This window comes from Brevibacillus laterosporus LMG 15441 (assembly GCF_000219535.2).
Lineage (GTDB): Bacteria > Bacillota > Bacilli > Brevibacillales > Brevibacillaceae > Brevibacillus_B > Brevibacillus_B halotolerans.
In genome coordinates this window covers 142,501-158,818 of record NZ_CP007806.1, presented here as the reverse complement: position 1 = coordinate 158,818, position 16,318 = coordinate 142,501, and the positions used below count along the sequence as shown (strand labels likewise).

Annotated in this window: 14 protein-coding genes, 1 rRNA gene and 1 other annotated feature (2 of these 16 running past the window's edge); of the genes, 1 reads left to right on the top strand and 14 read right to left on the bottom strand. The window is 41.8% G+C overall.

The genetic code is table 11. The features are described 5' to 3' along the window. Window positions 1-173, bottom strand: a binding site (T-box leader) (it extends 79 nt beyond the left edge of the window). Window positions 174-190: 17 nt separating this feature from the next. From gltX to BRLA_RS00765, 4 genes are read right to left on the bottom strand one after another with little or no spacing between them, the layout of a single operon-like run. After that, entirely contained in the window at window positions 191-1,657 is a 1,467-nt protein-coding gene (gene gltX, locus BRLA_RS00780) for a glutamate--tRNA ligase (RefSeq protein WP_003333822.1), read from the bottom strand. Between the two features lie 50 nt (window positions 1,658-1,707). Next, window positions 1,708-2,181: a 2-C-methyl-D-erythritol 2,4-cyclodiphosphate synthase gene (gene ispF / locus BRLA_RS00775; RefSeq protein WP_003333824.1), complete on the bottom strand. Its 474-nt coding sequence runs from the start codon at window positions 2,179-2,181 to the stop codon at window positions 1,708-1,710. Continuing rightward, a complete protein-coding gene (ispD, locus tag BRLA_RS00770) occupies window positions 2,178-2,879 on the bottom strand; it encodes a 2-C-methyl-D-erythritol 4-phosphate cytidylyltransferase (RefSeq protein ID WP_003333825.1) in 702 nt (233 codons plus the stop codon). The genes ispF and ispD overlap by 4 nt, the downstream gene beginning before the upstream one ends. Before the next feature lie 30 nt (window positions 2,880-2,909). Beyond that, the gene (locus tag BRLA_RS00765; RefSeq protein WP_003333826.1) at window positions 2,910-4,001 is read right to left on the bottom strand and encodes a PIN/TRAM domain-containing protein; all 1,092 of its coding nucleotides are present in this window, start codon (window positions 3,999-4,001) and stop codon (window positions 2,910-2,912) included. 307 nt (window positions 4,002-4,308) lie between these two features. On the opposite strand from BRLA_RS00765, the gene BRLA_RS00760 reads away from it, so the two are divergent. Then, window positions 4,309-4,701 (top strand): nucleoside triphosphate pyrophosphohydrolase family protein, encoded by a 393-nt coding sequence (locus BRLA_RS00760; RefSeq protein WP_041751882.1) that lies wholly within the window; start codon window positions 4,309-4,311, stop codon window positions 4,699-4,701. Between the two features lie 101 nt (window positions 4,702-4,802). Here the strand turns inward: BRLA_RS00760 and pssA are convergent, their stop codons facing one another. From pssA to BRLA_RS00710, 10 genes are all read right to left on the bottom strand, one after another. After that, window positions 4,803-5,522: a CDP-diacylglycerol--serine O-phosphatidyltransferase gene (pssA, locus tag BRLA_RS00755; protein ID WP_003345131.1), complete on the bottom strand. Its 720-nt coding sequence runs from the start codon at window positions 5,520-5,522 to the stop codon at window positions 4,803-4,805. Between the two features lie 140 nt (window positions 5,523-5,662). Next, window positions 5,663-6,709: a DNA integrity scanning diadenylate cyclase DisA gene (gene disA / locus BRLA_RS00750; RefSeq protein WP_003333829.1), complete on the bottom strand. Its 1,047-nt coding sequence runs from the start codon at window positions 6,707-6,709 to the stop codon at window positions 5,663-5,665. A gap of 9 nt (window positions 6,710-6,718) precedes the next feature. Continuing rightward, on the bottom strand, window positions 6,719-8,083 hold the full coding sequence (gene radA, locus BRLA_RS00745) for a DNA repair protein RadA (RefSeq protein WP_003333830.1): 1,365 nt from the start codon (window positions 8,081-8,083) through the stop codon (window positions 6,719-6,721). 191 nt (window positions 8,084-8,274) lie between these two features. Further along, entirely contained in the window at window positions 8,275-10,737 is a 2,463-nt protein-coding gene (locus tag BRLA_RS00740) for an ATP-dependent Clp protease ATP-binding subunit (RefSeq protein ID WP_003333831.1), read from the bottom strand. Window positions 10,738-10,764: 27 nt separating this feature from the next. Then, window positions 10,765-11,829, bottom strand: a complete 1,065-nt coding sequence (locus BRLA_RS00735; RefSeq protein ID WP_003333832.1) for a protein-arginine kinase McsB — start codon at window positions 11,827-11,829, stop codon at window positions 10,765-10,767. Window positions 11,830-11,855: 26 nt separating this feature from the next. After that, window positions 11,856-12,392 (bottom strand): protein-arginine kinase activator protein McsA, encoded by a 537-nt coding sequence (locus BRLA_RS00730; RefSeq protein ID WP_003333833.1) that lies wholly within the window; start codon window positions 12,390-12,392, stop codon window positions 11,856-11,858. A gap of 77 nt (window positions 12,393-12,469) precedes the next feature. Continuing rightward, window positions 12,470-12,934, bottom strand: coding sequence for a CtsR family transcriptional regulator (locus tag BRLA_RS00725; protein WP_003333834.1), 465 nt, complete (start codon window positions 12,932-12,934; stop codon window positions 12,470-12,472). Between the two features lie 225 nt (window positions 12,935-13,159). Further along, the gene (locus BRLA_RS00720; RefSeq protein WP_003333836.1) at window positions 13,160-13,831 is read right to left on the bottom strand and encodes an HAD family hydrolase; all 672 of its coding nucleotides are present in this window, start codon (window positions 13,829-13,831) and stop codon (window positions 13,160-13,162) included. 61 nt (window positions 13,832-13,892) lie between these two features. Beyond that, a complete protein-coding gene (locus BRLA_RS00715) occupies window positions 13,893-14,993 on the bottom strand; it encodes an MGDG synthase family glycosyltransferase (RefSeq protein WP_003333837.1) in 1,101 nt (366 codons plus the stop codon). A 408-nt stretch (window positions 14,994-15,401) separates the two neighbouring features. Next, a 23S ribosomal RNA gene (locus tag BRLA_RS00710) occupies window positions 15,402-16,318 on the bottom strand; it runs 2,013 nt beyond the window's last position.

Genomic DNA, 16,318 nt, shown 5'->3' with positions numbered 1-16,318 from the left:
TCGCTCAATACCCTTTATCGGCGGGTCCCCCGACCAATCTACTTGCAATAGACATTGTGTTCAATTGGTTGCTCCCAGGTGCATTTCCAAGAAGAGTCTACAAACGGCTTCCACCTATCCCGTTCTCTCTATTGAATCCTCTTTCTTGTACTTCTCCTGTTCAACGCATGCAAAATCTATGTTGTTTTTATTATAGACTAGAAATCACTTGCTGTAGACGTGCCAATACTTTTTCGCGGCCAATTAAGTAAATGGATTGGCCAAGATCACGTCCGTGCGCCTGACCTGTAATGGAAACACGTACTGGCATAAATAGTGCTTTCCCCTTATATCCAGTTGCTTTTTGGACTGCCTTTAAAGAAGCATTAATTGTTTCTACACTATATTCATCTGCAGATTCAATGTGCTCCTTAAAGCTCACAAGTACTTCTTTTACTTGAGGTTCTTTTAATACTGCCTTGGCATCCTCTTCATACACTACTTCCTCTAAGAAAAAGAGAGCGGAAAGAGGTACAATCTGTGCGCAATAAGACATCTGCTCTTGATATAGCGCTACGATTTGTTTTGCCCATTCTCTACGTTCAGTAGTTAATTCTTCTTCTAAGAAGCCCGCTTCTTGAAGATGAGGAATACACATGTCCACGATCTCATCCACTGATTTAGCTTTGAGATAATGATTATTCATCCAATTCATTTTGGTGCTGTCAAATACAGCCGGGGATTTGCTAACTCGATCGAAGCTAAATCGCTCGCTCAACTCTTTTAATGAGAAGATCTCTTGTTCGCCACCTGGAGACCATCCTAATAATACAAGGAAATTCACAATAGCTTCTGGCAAGTAGCCCATATCGCGATATTGTTCAATGAACTGAATAATGCTTTCATCGCGTTTACTCATCTTTTTACCCTCTTGATTTAAAATAAGGGCTAAGTGAGCAAATTGAGGTGCTTCCCAACCGAATGCTTCATAGATCATCAATTGACGAGGGGTGTTGGATAGATGCTCTTCTCCTCGAACAACATGACTGATTTTCATGAGATGGTCATCGATTACAACCGCAAAGTTATAGGTTGGGATGCCATCTGGACGACAGATAACGAAATCTCCGCCCATTTCATTTGAATCAAAGGTTACTTCACCACGAACAAGATCGTTTACTGTATAAGAACGATTTTCTGGCATAATGAAATGAACAGAAGGAACTCGTCCTTCTTTTTCATAGGCAGCTTTTTGTTCTGGTGTTGTATAGCGGTGCTTTTCTAAAATACGAGGGGTTTCATTACGTGCAAGCTGCTCTTCGCGTTCTGCATCGAGCTCTTCCTTTGTTGCATAGCAGTAATATGCTTTTCCCTCTTTTAATAATTGTTCAACATATCCTTTATAAATATCCAAGCGGTCCATGCAACGATATGGGCCATATGGGCCACCAATGTCATCGCCCTCATCCCACTCGACACCGAGCCACTTCAAGTTTTCCATTTGTTTCTCTGCGGCATTTTCCACATTGCGCACTTGATCTGTATCCTCGATGCGCACAATAAATTTTCCGCCTAAACGACGTGCATACAAATAATTAAATAGCGCTGTACGAGCACCGCCAATATGCAAATGACCGGTTGGACTCGGAGCATAGCGCAAACGAACTTCCTTTGTCATGATGACACCATCCTTATCCCATCTCTTCCAAACTTATGATACTACTAGACTTACGCATTGACAAGCAAACATACAGCCTGTGCAGCGATACCCTCGCCACGTCCAGTAAAGCCTAATTTTTCAGTTGTAGTTGCTTTAATATTCACCTGAGCAGTATCCGCATCAAGCGCTTTAGCAATTACTTCACGCATCTGAGGAATATATGGTGCCATTTTAGGCGCTTGTGCGATGATCGTAGCATCAACATTTCCTAATTGATATCCTCGCTCTTTTACCAAATTCCATACATGGATGAGTAGCTCTAAACTATCGGCATCCTTAAAAGCTGGATCAGTATCAGGGAAATGCCGTCCAATGTCCCCCTCTCCAATCGCGCCAAGAAGTGCATCAGAAACCGTATGTAATAGTACATCTGCATCTGAGTGTCCTAATAAGCCTTTTTCATATGGAATCGTTACACCGCCAATGATGCAGGGCCTGCCTTCAACTAGTTGATGTACATCGAAACCTTGTCCGATCCTCATTTTCTCCTCTTCCTCTCTTCCAAACGCCTCTTCATAATCTCTTCCCCAAACCAGAGATCATCAGGAGTTGTCACCTTGATGTTTTCATAGCTACCATCAACAATTGTAACTGGGTATCCAAGCATTTCTACGAGCATCGCATCATCTGTTCCTGCTTTTCCCTGTTCAAGTGCAAACTGGTGCGCTTCTTTTACGAGTGAAAGTGGAAAAGCTTGTGGGGTCTGAACCGCCCACAAGCTCTCGCGTGCCGGGGTTGCTTGCACGATTCCATCTGGACCTACGATTTTAATCGTATCCTTTACAGGAACCGCTACAACAACTGCCTGATGATCTTTTAATTTGGTTATGATTCCAGAAATTTGCTCAGCTGTGATAAAAGGTCTTGCTGCATCATGGATTAATACATGCGTACAGCTCTTTGATAAAGCTTCAAGTCCATTTCGCACACTATCTTGACGCTCTGCACCACCTATAGCCAAGATCACTGAATATGGCATGCTCTTTCGCCATCGATCCATATCCTCGTAATCTTGTTCATTTATCACCAGAACCACCTCGGAAATTCCCGGATGTTGAATGAAAGCTTCAACCGTATGCTGAAAAATCGGCTTATGCTGTAAATGCAACCATATCTTGTTCTTACCAACTTTCATTCGTTTCCCTTTTCCAGCGGCAACAATCACCACGCTTGTTTCCACACGTACCCTCTCCATTATGTTATCAATGCGCTACAATGCCTTCTCCAGCATCTTTGGCTTCGCGAAGATCATGCGGCCTGCCGATGTCTGTAGCACGCTGGTTACCAGCACATCAATCTCTAACCCAATATAATCACGGCCGCCTTCTACTACGATCATAGTACCGTCATCAAGATAAGCTACTCCTTGACCGTACTCTTTTCCGTCTTTAATTACCTGCACATGTAATTCTTCACCCGGCAGGACCACAGGTTTAACCGCATTGGCCAAATCATTGATATTAAGAACTGGAACACCTTGCAATTCACAGACCTTATTTAAGTTGAAGTCATTGGTAACCACTTTACCATTAAGGACCTTTGCTAGCTTAATTAATTTACTATCCACTTCCGCAATCTCTTCAAAATCTCCTTCATAAATTTGAACATTAACTTTTAATTCTTTTTGAATTTTGTTTAGAATGTCCAAACCTCTGCGACCACGGTTTCTTTTTAGTGCATCAGACGAATCAGCAATATGTTGTAATTCTTCAAGTACGAACCCTGGGATAACAAGCGCTCCCTCGATAAAGCCGGTGCGACAGATATCAGCAATGCGACCGTCGATAATAACGCTAGTATCCAGAACTTTATGCTCAACGTTGGCACCAATGCCTCCGCTTTCCTTTTTGCTTTTCTCCTTGCGACCTATAGAAAATACCGCCATAATTTCGTCTCTTTTGCGAAATCCCACCTGAAAGCCTAAGTAACCAAGCAAACCGGAAACAAGAAGTGGTAAGAAATCACCGAGAACTGGGACAGGTATACTATTGATCGGTAGGAATAATAAAAAGGCAACGATAAGTCCGATAATCAAACCTAAGGCTCCAAACATGACATCAGTAATAGGGAGTGTCAATAGCCTTTCTTCACCCCAGCGGATTGCATTCACCAAATAATCCACCAACGTATTTGCCAATAGGTAAAACAAAATCACCCCTAGTACAGCCCCAATGTATGCTGGACGTGGAACTTCTCCAAAATTGAGCAAATCATTCAAAAATGAGAAAAATGCAGGCCCAAACTGATACCCCAGTCCTCCACCAATGATAACAAAGAAAAACTTACAGATTCGTTTTAACATAGGCTCACCTCCTCTTATTAATATAGACAGAAGATCTAACAAAAAAACCTAGTCTCCTGCAAATGATTTGAATGGTTTGTCTCATATCTCTTTCCCCTCACTATAACAAAATATTTTTTATAGTGTCAAATAGCCGGAAATTTTAACACAGCTTAAACATATACGTCAATCAAAAAAACATAAATTTGAAAAAGCCAGCAAAAATTCTAAGGTTTGACAGATGGATTATGGAGTTTCTATAATAAACCATAATCAAGTGAATAGAATTTTCTGACTCCCCCTCATCAGAGAACAGAGGTGAATACTATTGTCTAGTGAAATCAAGGATTTTCAAGAACAAGTTTCCAACCTACTGATTAGACATCGGAGTATTTTAGATGTCATGTCTAAGCTGCAGGAGTCCGGCGCTCGAACAAACCGGGCCTTGACGAAAGCAGTAACTGATTGTGGATGCGTGGAGATTACTGCCTTAAAGCAAGCTTTTGATCCAGCAAGTTCCTTACACGATAACCAACCTCATCTAGACACGCATTTTTCGGGACAGCTTTGTGAGCACTGCCGGGATATCCTAACCGCTGAAATTGGAAAAAACTTATTTTACTTGGCTGCCCTTTGCAACGTCACTGATATTTCCTTATCCAAAGTACTCGATGTTGAAACAGATCGACTCAATACGTTGGGAGTTTTTAATCTCTCCTAACATCCAATTGTTCTGTTCTCTCTATACTACGGATGAACCGGCAAGAAAGTTGCAACCCCCCGTTTGCGTTAAACGGGGGGTTGTTGTTTGATCCTATCAAGTTATAGATAATGCTTTTTCTCTTCTTGCGATTCTCTTTTTCTTACCTTGCGAATAAAATATTCAACGTTTTTTTTTATCCCATACAAAGCATATAGTGCGAGTGGCACAAATACCAGTTTGGAAATTTGATTCGGGAACATAATCGCAATAACAATCACACCAACGATGATGATGGGAGCAATCCAATATGCTGACTTCGGAATCCCTACTTTTTTGAAGTTCGGGTATTTTACGCGAGATACCATAAGGTAAGCAAGCATCAGCATTCCAAGTGCCAAGATGGTTGTTGGAAATACTTCATGAAATAATGCCAGTGTAGCTAGTACACCACCAGCAGCCGTAATAGGCAAGCCGATAAAGTAACCAGGAACACCCGCTTGTACATTAAAGCGCGCTAAACGACAAGCTCCACAAATGGGGAAAAGAGCCGTGATGATAATACCTACTACACTGATTTCCTGCAATGCAACTACATACATGATAAAGGCCGGTGCGACCCCAAAAGATATAACGTCCGATAATGAGTCCAATTCTTTTCCAAATTCACTTTGTGCATTTAACATACGTGCTACACGCCCATCCAAACCGTCCAACAGCATACCGACGATTACTGTAATGGCTGCGAAATCAACATAATCGTTAAATGCCAAGATCATTGCTACTATACCTAAAAATAGGTTGCCTAGAGTGAGCATGTTCGGCAATGCTTTCACAATCATAGTCTACCTCCGTTAATTATCATCCCGCGATATTCTATCCCTACGGCTAATCGTAATTGGTAAGAGTAGAAAAAGGGGGTAATTTATACCTGTTGACTTTAAAAAGAAAACCGTAGCATAATTCCTTCATACTAATAGAACTAAATGTGCCTGTCAATGAACACTTGTTCCTGGATTCTTTTCAATCCGTCCTTAATGGCTCGCGCTCTAATCTCCCCAATTCCTTCTACGTCGTCCAATTCCTCGATAGTAGCCATCATAATGAAGTGTAGATTACCAAAGTGGCAAATGAGATTGCAAATCACAGTGGAAGGAAGTCTAGATATTTTGCTAAGCAATCGATATCCACGTGTCATTACTATCTCGTCCGACAGCTTATTCATATTTATATACCCCAATAGTCGAAGAAAGACACTTGGATCCATTAATTCCTCTGGACTTAGCTTACTCATTTCGTTTAAGACTTGCTTAGTATCCACCTTATTATCTTTTGCATAGTCTAAAATGAGTAGCTCTGCCTCTTGCTCCACATTGAACACAAGCTCTTCTAGCTGTAGATTAATTAATCGACCCTCCGTACCTAATTCCAGGATATATTTTTTCATCTCTAACTTTATACGGATGACCATCTCAATCCGTTGCATAACCGATACAATTTCATGAACAGTGACTAATTGTTCAAATTCTAACGCACTTAGATTCGTAAGCCCCTGCTCTAATACCATCTTATATCTTTCCAAAGTTTGCAGTGCTTGATTCGTTTTTGCCAAAATAACGCTAATATCTTTAATCACATAGCGCTGAGTTCCTTGGTATAACGTAATGACATTGCGCCTTTGCGAAATGGCAATAACCAAATGGTTCGTTAATCGCGCTGTACGATCGGCTGTACGATGCCTTGTTCCCGTTTCATTCGAAACAACAGCCCCACTGGGCAATAGCTGTGTGTTGGCATATAAAATCCGCTTAGCGTCCTCGCTGACAATAATAGCTCCATCCATTTTGGCCAATTCATATAAATGGGCTGGAGTAAACTCACAGTCAATAAAAAAACCACCGTCAATGATGTTTTTCATCTGTGGACTACATCCCACAACAATTAAAGCGCCTGTTTTGGCATGTAGAACGTTTTCCAGACCCTCACGAAAAGGCGTGCCTGGAGCGACAAAACGCAAAGCATCCAACATCAAATATAGCTACCCCCTTAATGCATATTGCAAAGCTTCCTCCACATTTTTCACACCAATTACCTCAATCCCAGCAGGCTTATCTAGTCCTCGTATGCTTCTCTCTGGAATAATGACCCGCTTAAAGCCCAGTTTTTCCGCTTCGCGTATACGCTGCTCAATTCGTGAAACACCGCGGACTTCGCCTGTTAAACCTATTTCTCCAATCACTACATCATATGGGTTCGTTGAATGATCTCGAAAGCTACTAGCAATGCTTACCGCAATCGCTAAGTCAATAGCGGGCTCATCTAACCGGACCCCACCTGCTACGTTTACATAGGCATCTTGATTTTGTAGCATTAAGCCTACTCGTTTCTCCAAAACTGCCATAATCATAGCGATTCGCTGATGGTCTACCCCTGTTGCCATTCGACGAGGAGTAGCAAAGCTGGTTGGGGAAACTAATGCCTGTAGTTCAACAAGCACGGGGCGAGTTCCTTCCATACTTGCTACTACCGTTGATCCAGCAACTCCAATTGGTCGTTCCGCTAAGAATAGCTCAGATGGGTTTTCTACTTCAGCTAGCCCTTTTTCTTTCATTTCAAAAATACCCATTTCATTTGTAGAACCAAATCGATTTTTAACCGCTCGTAAAATACGGAAGGTATTATGTCGATCTCCTTCAAAGTAAAGAACAGCATCAACCATATGCTCAAGCATACGCGGTCCAGCGATTGCTCCTTCTTTTGTAACATGTCCGACAATAAAGATAGCGATACCTTTACTTTTTGCTATTCGCATCAGATGGCTGGTACACTCTCGGACTTGAGCTACACTCCCTGCTGCGGATGTGACAGCAGGATGAAAAATGGTTTGGATTGAGTCAATAATAACCACATCAGGGTCGACAAACGTGATCTGCTCCTCCACCTGCTCCAAATCAGTCTCCGTCACTACTAGTAGATTTGATGTTTGTACACCAAGCCGATCAGCTCGCATTTTAATTTGTTTAACAGACTCCTCACCGGAGATATACAACACTTTATTATTCTGATGGGCAAGAGCAAAGGAAGTTTGGAGAAGTAAGGTAGACTTTCCGATCCCCGGATCTCCCCCAACAAGCACCAACGATCCCAAAACTAAACCGCCACCTAAGACACGGTTTAATTCACCTAAGGTGGTATCTAACCGTGGTTCCTCCTCACTTATGACCTCTGTGATGGGCTGTGCCTTTTGTTTAGTGGACATACCACGCTCTCTACCACCGGCTTGTTTACGCTCTAATTCCTCAACCATTGTATTCCAATTATTACAGCCTGGGCATTTGCCCAGCCATTTAGGACTTTCGTACCCGCATTCCTGACACACAAACTTTGTTTTTACTTTTGACATATAACATACTCCCGTATCTATAAATTCATTCTACTTGTTGTTCGTGCAACTACTGTTAAATCCTGCTAATGGACAGCATTTTTATATCACCTTACATGTATGCTAGATGTATAAAAAATATCCCCGAATCATCTTCGGGGATACGTACTGCTTTCTCCTGAAATTATACCATGTTTTGCTTCAAGATTCGTTTATTTTGTTACTTTTACTTGTTCCAAGCGTTTTACCGTTAATTTGCCGTCTTCCGCATCAATTTGAACGGTATCTCCTTTTGTGATCGTTCCCTTGAGCAATTCCTCAGATAAGCGGTCTTCAATATTTCGTTGAATTGCCCGACGTAGAGGTCGTGCACCATAGGCGGGATCAAAGCCCTCTTTAGCGAGAATTTTCTTAGCCTCTTCGCTTAGTTTGAAATCAATCTCCTGTTCGACTAGGCGTTTGCGCAGGTCCTCGGTCATCAAGGTAACGATTTTTTCAATATGCTCCTGTTCTAGAGAGTGGAACACAATAATTTCGTCGATACGGTTCAGGAACTCTGGACGGAAGCTACGTTTCAATTCATCCATGACTTTATCTTTCATATCTTGATATTTCTTTTCAGAATCATTTGTAGTAAAGCCAAGGGAGCTATTTTTCTTAATCATGCTTGCACCCACATTGGATGTCATGATGACTACCGTATTGCGGAAATCAACTGTCCGTCCTTTAGAATCTGTTAATCTTCCATCATCAAGCACTTGTAATAAAATATTAAAGACATCTGGATGTGCCTTTTCAATTTCGTCTAGCAAAATAACTGAGTATGGTTTACGGCGAACCTTTTCTGTCAATTGACCGCCTTCATCATAACCCACATATCCTGGAGGCGCACCGACTAGACGGGCCGTGGTGTGCTTCTCCATGTACTCGGACATGTCTACACGGATCATGGCATCTTCATCACCGAATAATGTTTCAGCCACAGCACGAGCTAATTCTGTTTTACCTACCCCTGTAGGGCCTAAGAAGATAAAAGAACCAATTGGACGCTTTGGATCTTTTAAGCCAGCACGAGCGCGACGTACTGCACGGGCAACTGATTTAACAGCCTCGTCCTGTCCAATAACTCGGTCGTGTAGAATATCTTCCATTTTTAATAGACGTTCTGTTTCTTCTTCCTTCAATTTTAAAACAGGAATACCAGTCCAGTTAGCTACCACATGAGCGATATCCTCCTGAGTAACCTCCATGTTTAGTTTTCCTTGTCTCTCTTTCCAATCCTTCTTCGTGGAATCGAGCTCCTCGCGTAGTTTTTGTTCCTTATCTCTTAACGCTGCAGCTTCTTCAAATTCCTGAGATTGTACGGCTGCGTCCTTTTCTTTGCGAACCTCTTCTAATCGTGCTTCTAGCTCTTTTAGGTTAGGTGGTACGGTAAAGGATTGCAGGCGAACCTTGGAAGCTGCCTCGTCAATTAAATCAATAGCTTTATCTGGCAAAAAGCGATCCGTTATATAACGATCTGACATTTTTACCGCCTGATTAATAGCTTCATCTGTAATTTTTACACGATGATGAGCTTCATAACGATCACGTAAACCGCTTAAGATTTTTATCGCATCTTCAGGAGTCGGTTCATCTACTTGAATGGGTTGGAAGCGGCGTTCGAGCGCGGCATCCTTCTCAATGTATTTACGATACTCATCCAGCGTGGTAGCACCGACACATTGTAGCTCGCCGCGAGCAAGTGCTGGTTTAAGAATATTGGATGCATCAATCGCTCCCTCAGCCCCACCTGCTCCAATTAATGTATGCAACTCGTCAATGAACAGAATTATATTTCCTGCTTGTCGAATTTCATCCATAATTTTTTTCAGACGATCCTCGAATTCTCCACGATATTTGGTGCCAGCTACCACTGTACCCATATCTAAAGTCATGACACGTTTATCACGCAATGTTTCTGGAATCTCATTATTAACAATTTTTTGGGCTAGACCCTCAGCTATCGCTGTCTTACCAACACCCGGTTCACCAATTAATACGGGGTTATTCTTTGTCCGTCTGCTCAATACCTGAATCACACGTTCAATTTCCTTCTGACGACCGATCACCGGATCAAGTGAACCTTCTTTAGCAATAGCCGTCAAGTCCCGTGCTAATCCATCTAAAGTAGGAGTATTTGCCGATGCATTGCTTCCAGAAGGCTGATGAGATGACATCATTTCTGAGCTGCCCAATAGTTGCAATACCTGTTGACGTGCTTTATTTAGGCTAATGCCTAAGTTGTTCATAATTCGCGCAGCAATTCCCTCTCCCTCGCGAATTAGACCCAACAAAATATGTTCGGTTCCCACGTACGTATGACCTAGCTTGCGAGCCTCGTCCATGGACAGCTCAATTACTTTCTTAGCTCGTGGGGTGTAGTTTGGTGTATAATTCGTCGTGTTTGCCGGTTGTTCAGGAGCACGACCGATTAAAGATTCCACTTCATTTTGAATTTTATCAAGTCCGAGACCGAGTGCTTGAAGTGCTTTTGCCGCAATTCCTTCTCCCTCTCGGATCAGACCTAAAAGAACATGTTCGGTTCCAATATCTTTGTGACCTAAACGAACTGCCTCTTCCAATGCTAAAGCTAATACTTTTTGTGCACGCTCTGTAAATCGTCCAAACATCATAGTATAAGCACCTCCATTACTCTTCTCTTATGAATTGCATTTTAGTCGTTCTCGAATGACAGAAGCTCTACGCTCATCTCGTTGTTCTGCTGTTAATTTCTGTCCCGCATCATATTGTAAAAAACCGGGTTGTGTGCTAACTAACAGTTCATTTACAACAAATGGGCTGCATGCTTGTAAATAACCCAAATCTATTCCCAAGCGTACATCAGATAAGCGCTGAGCCGCTTCTTTTGATTCGACCGTTCTGGCATGAGTCAAAATCCCATAAGAACGAAAAATCTTATCCTCAATAGATATGCGACTATGCTCTTGCAAATACTGTCGCGCTTCTCGCTCTTGTTCAATAATTTGGCTTGCAACGCTGTATAGATTTGAGATAATATCTGCTTCCGACATACCGAGTGTCACTTGATTGGAAAGCTGAAAGAGGTTGCCAACAGCTTCGCTTCCTTCCCCATACAAACCGCGAACAACCAAGCCTACCTGAGTAATTGCCTGCAAAATTCGATTAATCTGCTGGGTCATCACAAGTGCCGGTAAATGTAACATGACAGAAGCACGTATACCAGTACCTACGTTTGTAGGACAACTAGTTAAATAGCCTCGTTTTTCATCAAAAGCATAATTGACTTGTTTTTCGAAGATATCATCCATCTTGCTTCCTTTTTCCCAGGCTTCCCGTAATTGGAAACCTGGCAAGAAAACCTGAATACGTAGATGATCTTCTTCATTGACCAATACACTGATGGATTCGTCCTCACTTAAAATGACGGCACCTTTTCTGGATTCCTCTGCCAAATTGGGGCTGATAAGATGTTTTTCTACCAGCACTCTCTTTTCGAGAGGCTTCATGTCCTCCATGGACAACAGTTCGAAGGCGCCTTTCTTCTTCATAGAAGACGAATCGATTACTTCTTTTACTTTACGTACGACCTCTTCTGCTTGTGAGTCAGTAGCTAAGAGTGGAAAAGGATGCTGACGTAGGTTCCTAGCGATTCGCAACCGCGTACTAATTACAATATCAGAATCAGGACCCTCGCCTTTCATCCAATTACTCCATGGGTGCTGGGTAAAACGCTGTAGGGACATACTTGATGTTCACCTCCACCATTTATTCACTTGGATTGTTCAATCTTTTGTTCCAATGCACGAATACGGTCTCTAATTTCCGCTGCCTTTTCAAACTCCTCTGTAGCAATATGCTGTTGAAGAGCAGTTTTTAGTTGCTGTAAATCCTTTTTTATCTTTAATTGGCTACCTGTACGTTCAGGTACTTTCCCCATATGCTGGGTATTTCCATGAATTCTTCTAAAAAGCGGGTCAAGTTTAGCCCCAAAATGGTTATAACAATCACTGCAACCAAAACGACCACTCTTGCTAAATTGTGTATAGGTTAATCCGCAGGTTTCGCAACGCGTAAGCGGAGAAACTGTATTTTGGTTCATCTGTTGACTGCTGACACCTTTGTTCATTGGGTCAAAATTTAATAGACCAGCCAATAAATTATTTAGACCAAAATTACCAAAGCCTGAGAAATATTCGCCTTTTTCCTTGGCACATTGCTCGCAAATGTGAGTCTCAGACTTTTCACCATTTACGATTTTGGTAAGATGTAAGGTTGCGGGACGTTTGCCGCACTCTTCACAATTCATAATAAGAACCTCCTTACAAGTCAATCGGTACAACCAGACTTTTAGGGTTAATTCTATTTTTTGCAAAGGTGTAACTTCTATGTTATGAGAATCGATGTAATCATATGCTTTAAGATACTAGCTCTTAGCTGATCTCGTAAAGATGTATTAACCATCAGCACCTGTCTTGAGGTGGCTACCTTCATTAAGGTGGCTTCTCGTAAACTAATCCATCTTTCTTCCACCAATCGATCAATGATAGAGTAACCGTATGATTGAGTTATACTATCCCCAATCATTTCTTCCGTCAAAAGCTCCTGTAATGTATCCTTACACAAAATTTGTGCCTTTCGAATCCGGATAAAGCCTCCACCGCCACGTTTACTTTCAACAATATATCCTTTTTCAATAGAGAAACGAGTGTTAATGACGTAATTAATTTGGGACGGTACACATTGAAACTTTTCGGCAATATCACTCCGCTGAATTTCAATAGCTCCATTCGGACTCTCCTGAAGTATGCTCTTTAAATGCCGCTCAATGATGTCCGATATATTTCGCAAAGTGTCGCCTCCTTGCCTAAGAATATGAGTGAAACTAAGGGCGTTAAAATTGATTTTTTAGTTAGTCAATTTGACTTTGACTATCTTTGACTTTTATTATAATTACTTTTTTATTTACTTTCAACCCTTATTTCCCTTACTCCTTTATTTTGGTCAAAAAAGGTCTATTTCAACCTGCATCAATCAAAAAAACCACCTTTAAAAAGGTGGTTCACTTTTACCTGTTTATTTAGATTGATAAAATGGTACTTGTTGAAGTAATTCCGCATAGCCTTGAATGACTACATCTGCGTTTTTCAACTCACCAGAATCAGCAAAGCCAAAATCACAGCCTATTGTCCATAAATGATTTTTTTTACCTGCCTCAACATCTGACTTACGATCTCCTACCATGACTGCCTGCTTAATATCGTATGTTTTTAGAAGAAGGGCTACTAGATCTACTTTTGACTCGGTTTGGAAACGTCCGGCTGAGTATAGATCAGTAAAAAGATGCGTGATGTTAAAGTGCTCACATATTGCTTCGACATAACCGTCCATGGCATTAGATGCTACAAAAAGCGCAATTCCCTTCTCGTGCAGTGCTGTTAGTTGTTCTACCACTCCCGGATACAGGGAAACAACACCTTCATCCAATAATTTCTCTTCATGCTTAGCTAATAACTCCGTAGCCAGTTCTCTTGTCTTTTCATCTGCTTCCGGTAGCAGTATATCCCATATTTCATCTAGAACCATGCCAAGAGTATTAGTAATTGCATGATCATCAGGAAGTTCACCATCCCATAGCTGGCGATCTCGTAAATCTTGAAAGGTGCGTCTAAAACCTGGAATAGCCATAGACTCTGTTTGCAATAAAGTACCATCCATATCAAAAATAACGGCATGCTGTATGCTCACTCTACCACCTCAATATCGTGTTGTTACATGATTGTGACCGATTTTCATAGAACTCACTCATCTACTGCATATCTTGCTTAATAAATGCAGCAATGTCATAAGCGGCAAACGGACGTGCAATCATCTCTGCTTGTTGTCGCATTGCTTTAGACTTTTGTTCATCTAAAAGCACTTGCTCAATTGAGTATATCAAATTTCGACTCTCTGTAGCGTGGACAGCACAGCCATTGTTTAACAAAAAGTGACTATTTCGTTCCTCTTGACCTGGCAATGGATTAAATATAACCATCGGGACACGTTTGCTTAATACCTCAGCAGTTGTTAGACCACCTGATTTTGTTACAATCGCATCGGCTACTTCTAAATACTCATGAAAATTATCTACATATTGTAATGCCACTACATCATGAGAATACGAACGGTTTGTAACACTTCTATATAATTTTTCATTTAGACCTGTTAAGACGAAAATTTTTAAAGGAATATGTAAGGCATCGAGACCTTGTAATACTTTATCCATGGGGCCTAACCCTAATCCACCACCGGACAATATTAACACCTTTTGGTCTGGCTTAATCTCAAATTTAGCACGAAGCTCCTGTTTATGAACCTCTTCTCTAAATTTGCGCATAATCGGGATGCCCATTGGTTTAAATTTTTGCCGATTTTCATGATAAAGATCAACTAAGTAAAAAAGCTGTTCACTAGCAATAAAATAATGGTCAATATGATGATTTACCCAGGATGGGTGGATTGTATAATCCGTTATAATTGTATAAATTGGTTCCGTCCATTGATTGCGTCCCTTTAATACAGAGAGCATACAGCTAGCAAATGGATGCGTAGCAATAAAAGCATCCGGTTCTACACTGTTAATCAATCGTTTTAAATTATTTGCTAGTAGCTTATTAACAAAAACGTTCATATCAAAAAGTCTGGTTTTCTCTGTATTATGATAAATTTTACCCCAAACACTTGGAGAGAGTTTTAATATATTCGTATAGCTTTCCAATAAGATTTTATGGAAGGTTGGACTTATATATTCAAGGGTGTCAATTACCATAGAAGCATAACCAAGTTCGCTTAACTCTTCCTGAATCGCACGAGCAGCCTGGTTATGACCGTTGCCAATGGAGGCGGAAAAGATGAGTATCTTTTTCATTTCGACTCTCCTTTGCTGTCTATTCCAACATCAGTTCACTTGCCCCCAATTCTTTTTACATACCAGTATGCCTTACATGTTCTGTAAGGCTTCAATGGGTGTCCTATGATTGGGGTACGAAGATGAGGAAGGCCTAATTCATGTAGGAAAAGTATATTTAGCCGGATTTGATTCTTATCCTTAGCATATCATACCATTGGTTATAACCTAAGTCATATCTTCATGTGCATATATGTTCTAATGTTCTCTTATGTAATACGATTTAACACGGCAATAAGATACACTATGATTCTATCTAAATAATCTTTTCATAAAACGAAAAATCTCTCAACAATAATCTGTTGAGAGAATCTATTCATGAACTTCATTCTCTGAAAACTAGATAATGAAAGTCAGCATAAAGGCAATGTGGATAAGTCCTCGACCGATTAGTATTCGTCAGCTCCATGCATTACTGCACTTCCACACCGAACCTATCAACCTCATCGTCTATAAGGGGTCTTACTAGCTTGCGCTATGGGAAGTCTCATCTTGAAGGGGGCTTCACGCTTAGATGCTTTCAGCGCTTATCCCGTCCGCACATAGCTACCCAGCTGTGCCACTGGCGTGACAACTGGTGCACCAGAGGTGCGTCCATCCCGGTCCTCTCGTACTAAGGACAGCTCTCCTCAAACTTCCTACGCCCGCGACAGATAGGGACCGAACTGTCTCACGACGTTCTGAACCCAGCTCGCGTACCGCTTTAATGGGCGAACAGCCCAACCCTTGGGACCTACTTCAGCCCCAGGATGCGATGAGCCGACATCGAGGTGCCAAACCTCCCCGTCGATGTGGACTCTTGGGGGAGATAAGCCTGTTATCCCCAGGGTAGCTTTTATCCGTTGAGCGATGGCCCTTCCATGCGGAACCACCGGATCACTAAGCCCGACTTTCGTCCCTGCTCGACTTGTAGGTCTCGCAGTCAAGCTCCCTTGTGCCTTTACACTCTACGAATGATTTCCGACCATTCTGAGGGAACCTTTGGGCGCCTCCGTTACTCTTTAGGAGGCGACCGCCCCAGTCAAACTGCCCACCTGGCATGGTCCTTCCACCCGATAAGGGCGGCAAGTTAGAAACTCCGTACATCAAGGGTGGTATCCCAACGACAGCTCCACGAAGGCTGGCGCCCTCGCTTCACAGCTTCCCACCTATTCTGTACATGATGCACAAAGTTTCAATACCAGGCTACAGTAAAGCTCCATGGGGTCTTTCCGTCTTGTCGCGGGTAACCTGCATCTTCACAGGTATTATGATTTCACCGGGTCTCTTGCCGAGACAGCGCCCAA

What these genes read in the sequence shown, in the direction of transcription:
- gltX (WP_003333822.1), bottom strand. Translation starts at nt 1,657, where the DNA reads ATGACAAAGGAAGTTCGTTTGCGCTATGCTCCGAGTCCAACCGGTCAT.
- ispF (WP_003333824.1), bottom strand. Translation starts at nt 2,181, where the DNA reads ATGAGGATCGGACAAGGTTTCGATGTACATCAACTAGTTGAAGGCAGG.
- BRLA_RS00765 (WP_003333826.1), bottom strand. Translation starts at nt 4,001, where the DNA reads ATGTTAAAACGAATCTGTAAGTTTTTCTTTGTTATCATTGGTGGAGGA.
- pssA (WP_003345131.1), bottom strand. Translation starts at nt 5,522, where the DNA reads ATGATTGTGAAAGCATTGCCGAACATGCTCACTCTAGGCAACCTATTT.
- disA (WP_003333829.1), bottom strand. Translation starts at nt 6,709, where the DNA reads ATGTTGGATGCTTTGCGTTTTGTCGCTCCAGGCACGCCTTTTCGTGAG.
- radA (WP_003333830.1), bottom strand. Translation starts at nt 8,083, where the DNA reads ATGTCAAAAGTAAAAACAAAGTTTGTGTGTCAGGAATGCGGGTACGAA.
- BRLA_RS00740 (WP_003333831.1), bottom strand. Translation starts at nt 10,737, where the DNA reads ATGATGTTTGGACGATTTACAGAGCGTGCACAAAAAGTATTAGCTTTA.
- BRLA_RS00735 (WP_003333832.1), bottom strand. Translation starts at nt 11,829, where the DNA reads ATGTCCCTACAGCGTTTTACCCAGCACCCATGGAGTAATTGGATGAAA.
- BRLA_RS00730 (WP_003333833.1), bottom strand. Translation starts at nt 12,392, where the DNA reads ATGAATTGTGAAGAGTGCGGCAAACGTCCCGCAACCTTACATCTTACC.
- BRLA_RS00715 (WP_003333837.1), bottom strand. Translation starts at nt 14,993, where the DNA reads ATGAAAAAGATACTCATCTTTTCCGCCTCCATTGGCAACGGTCATAAC.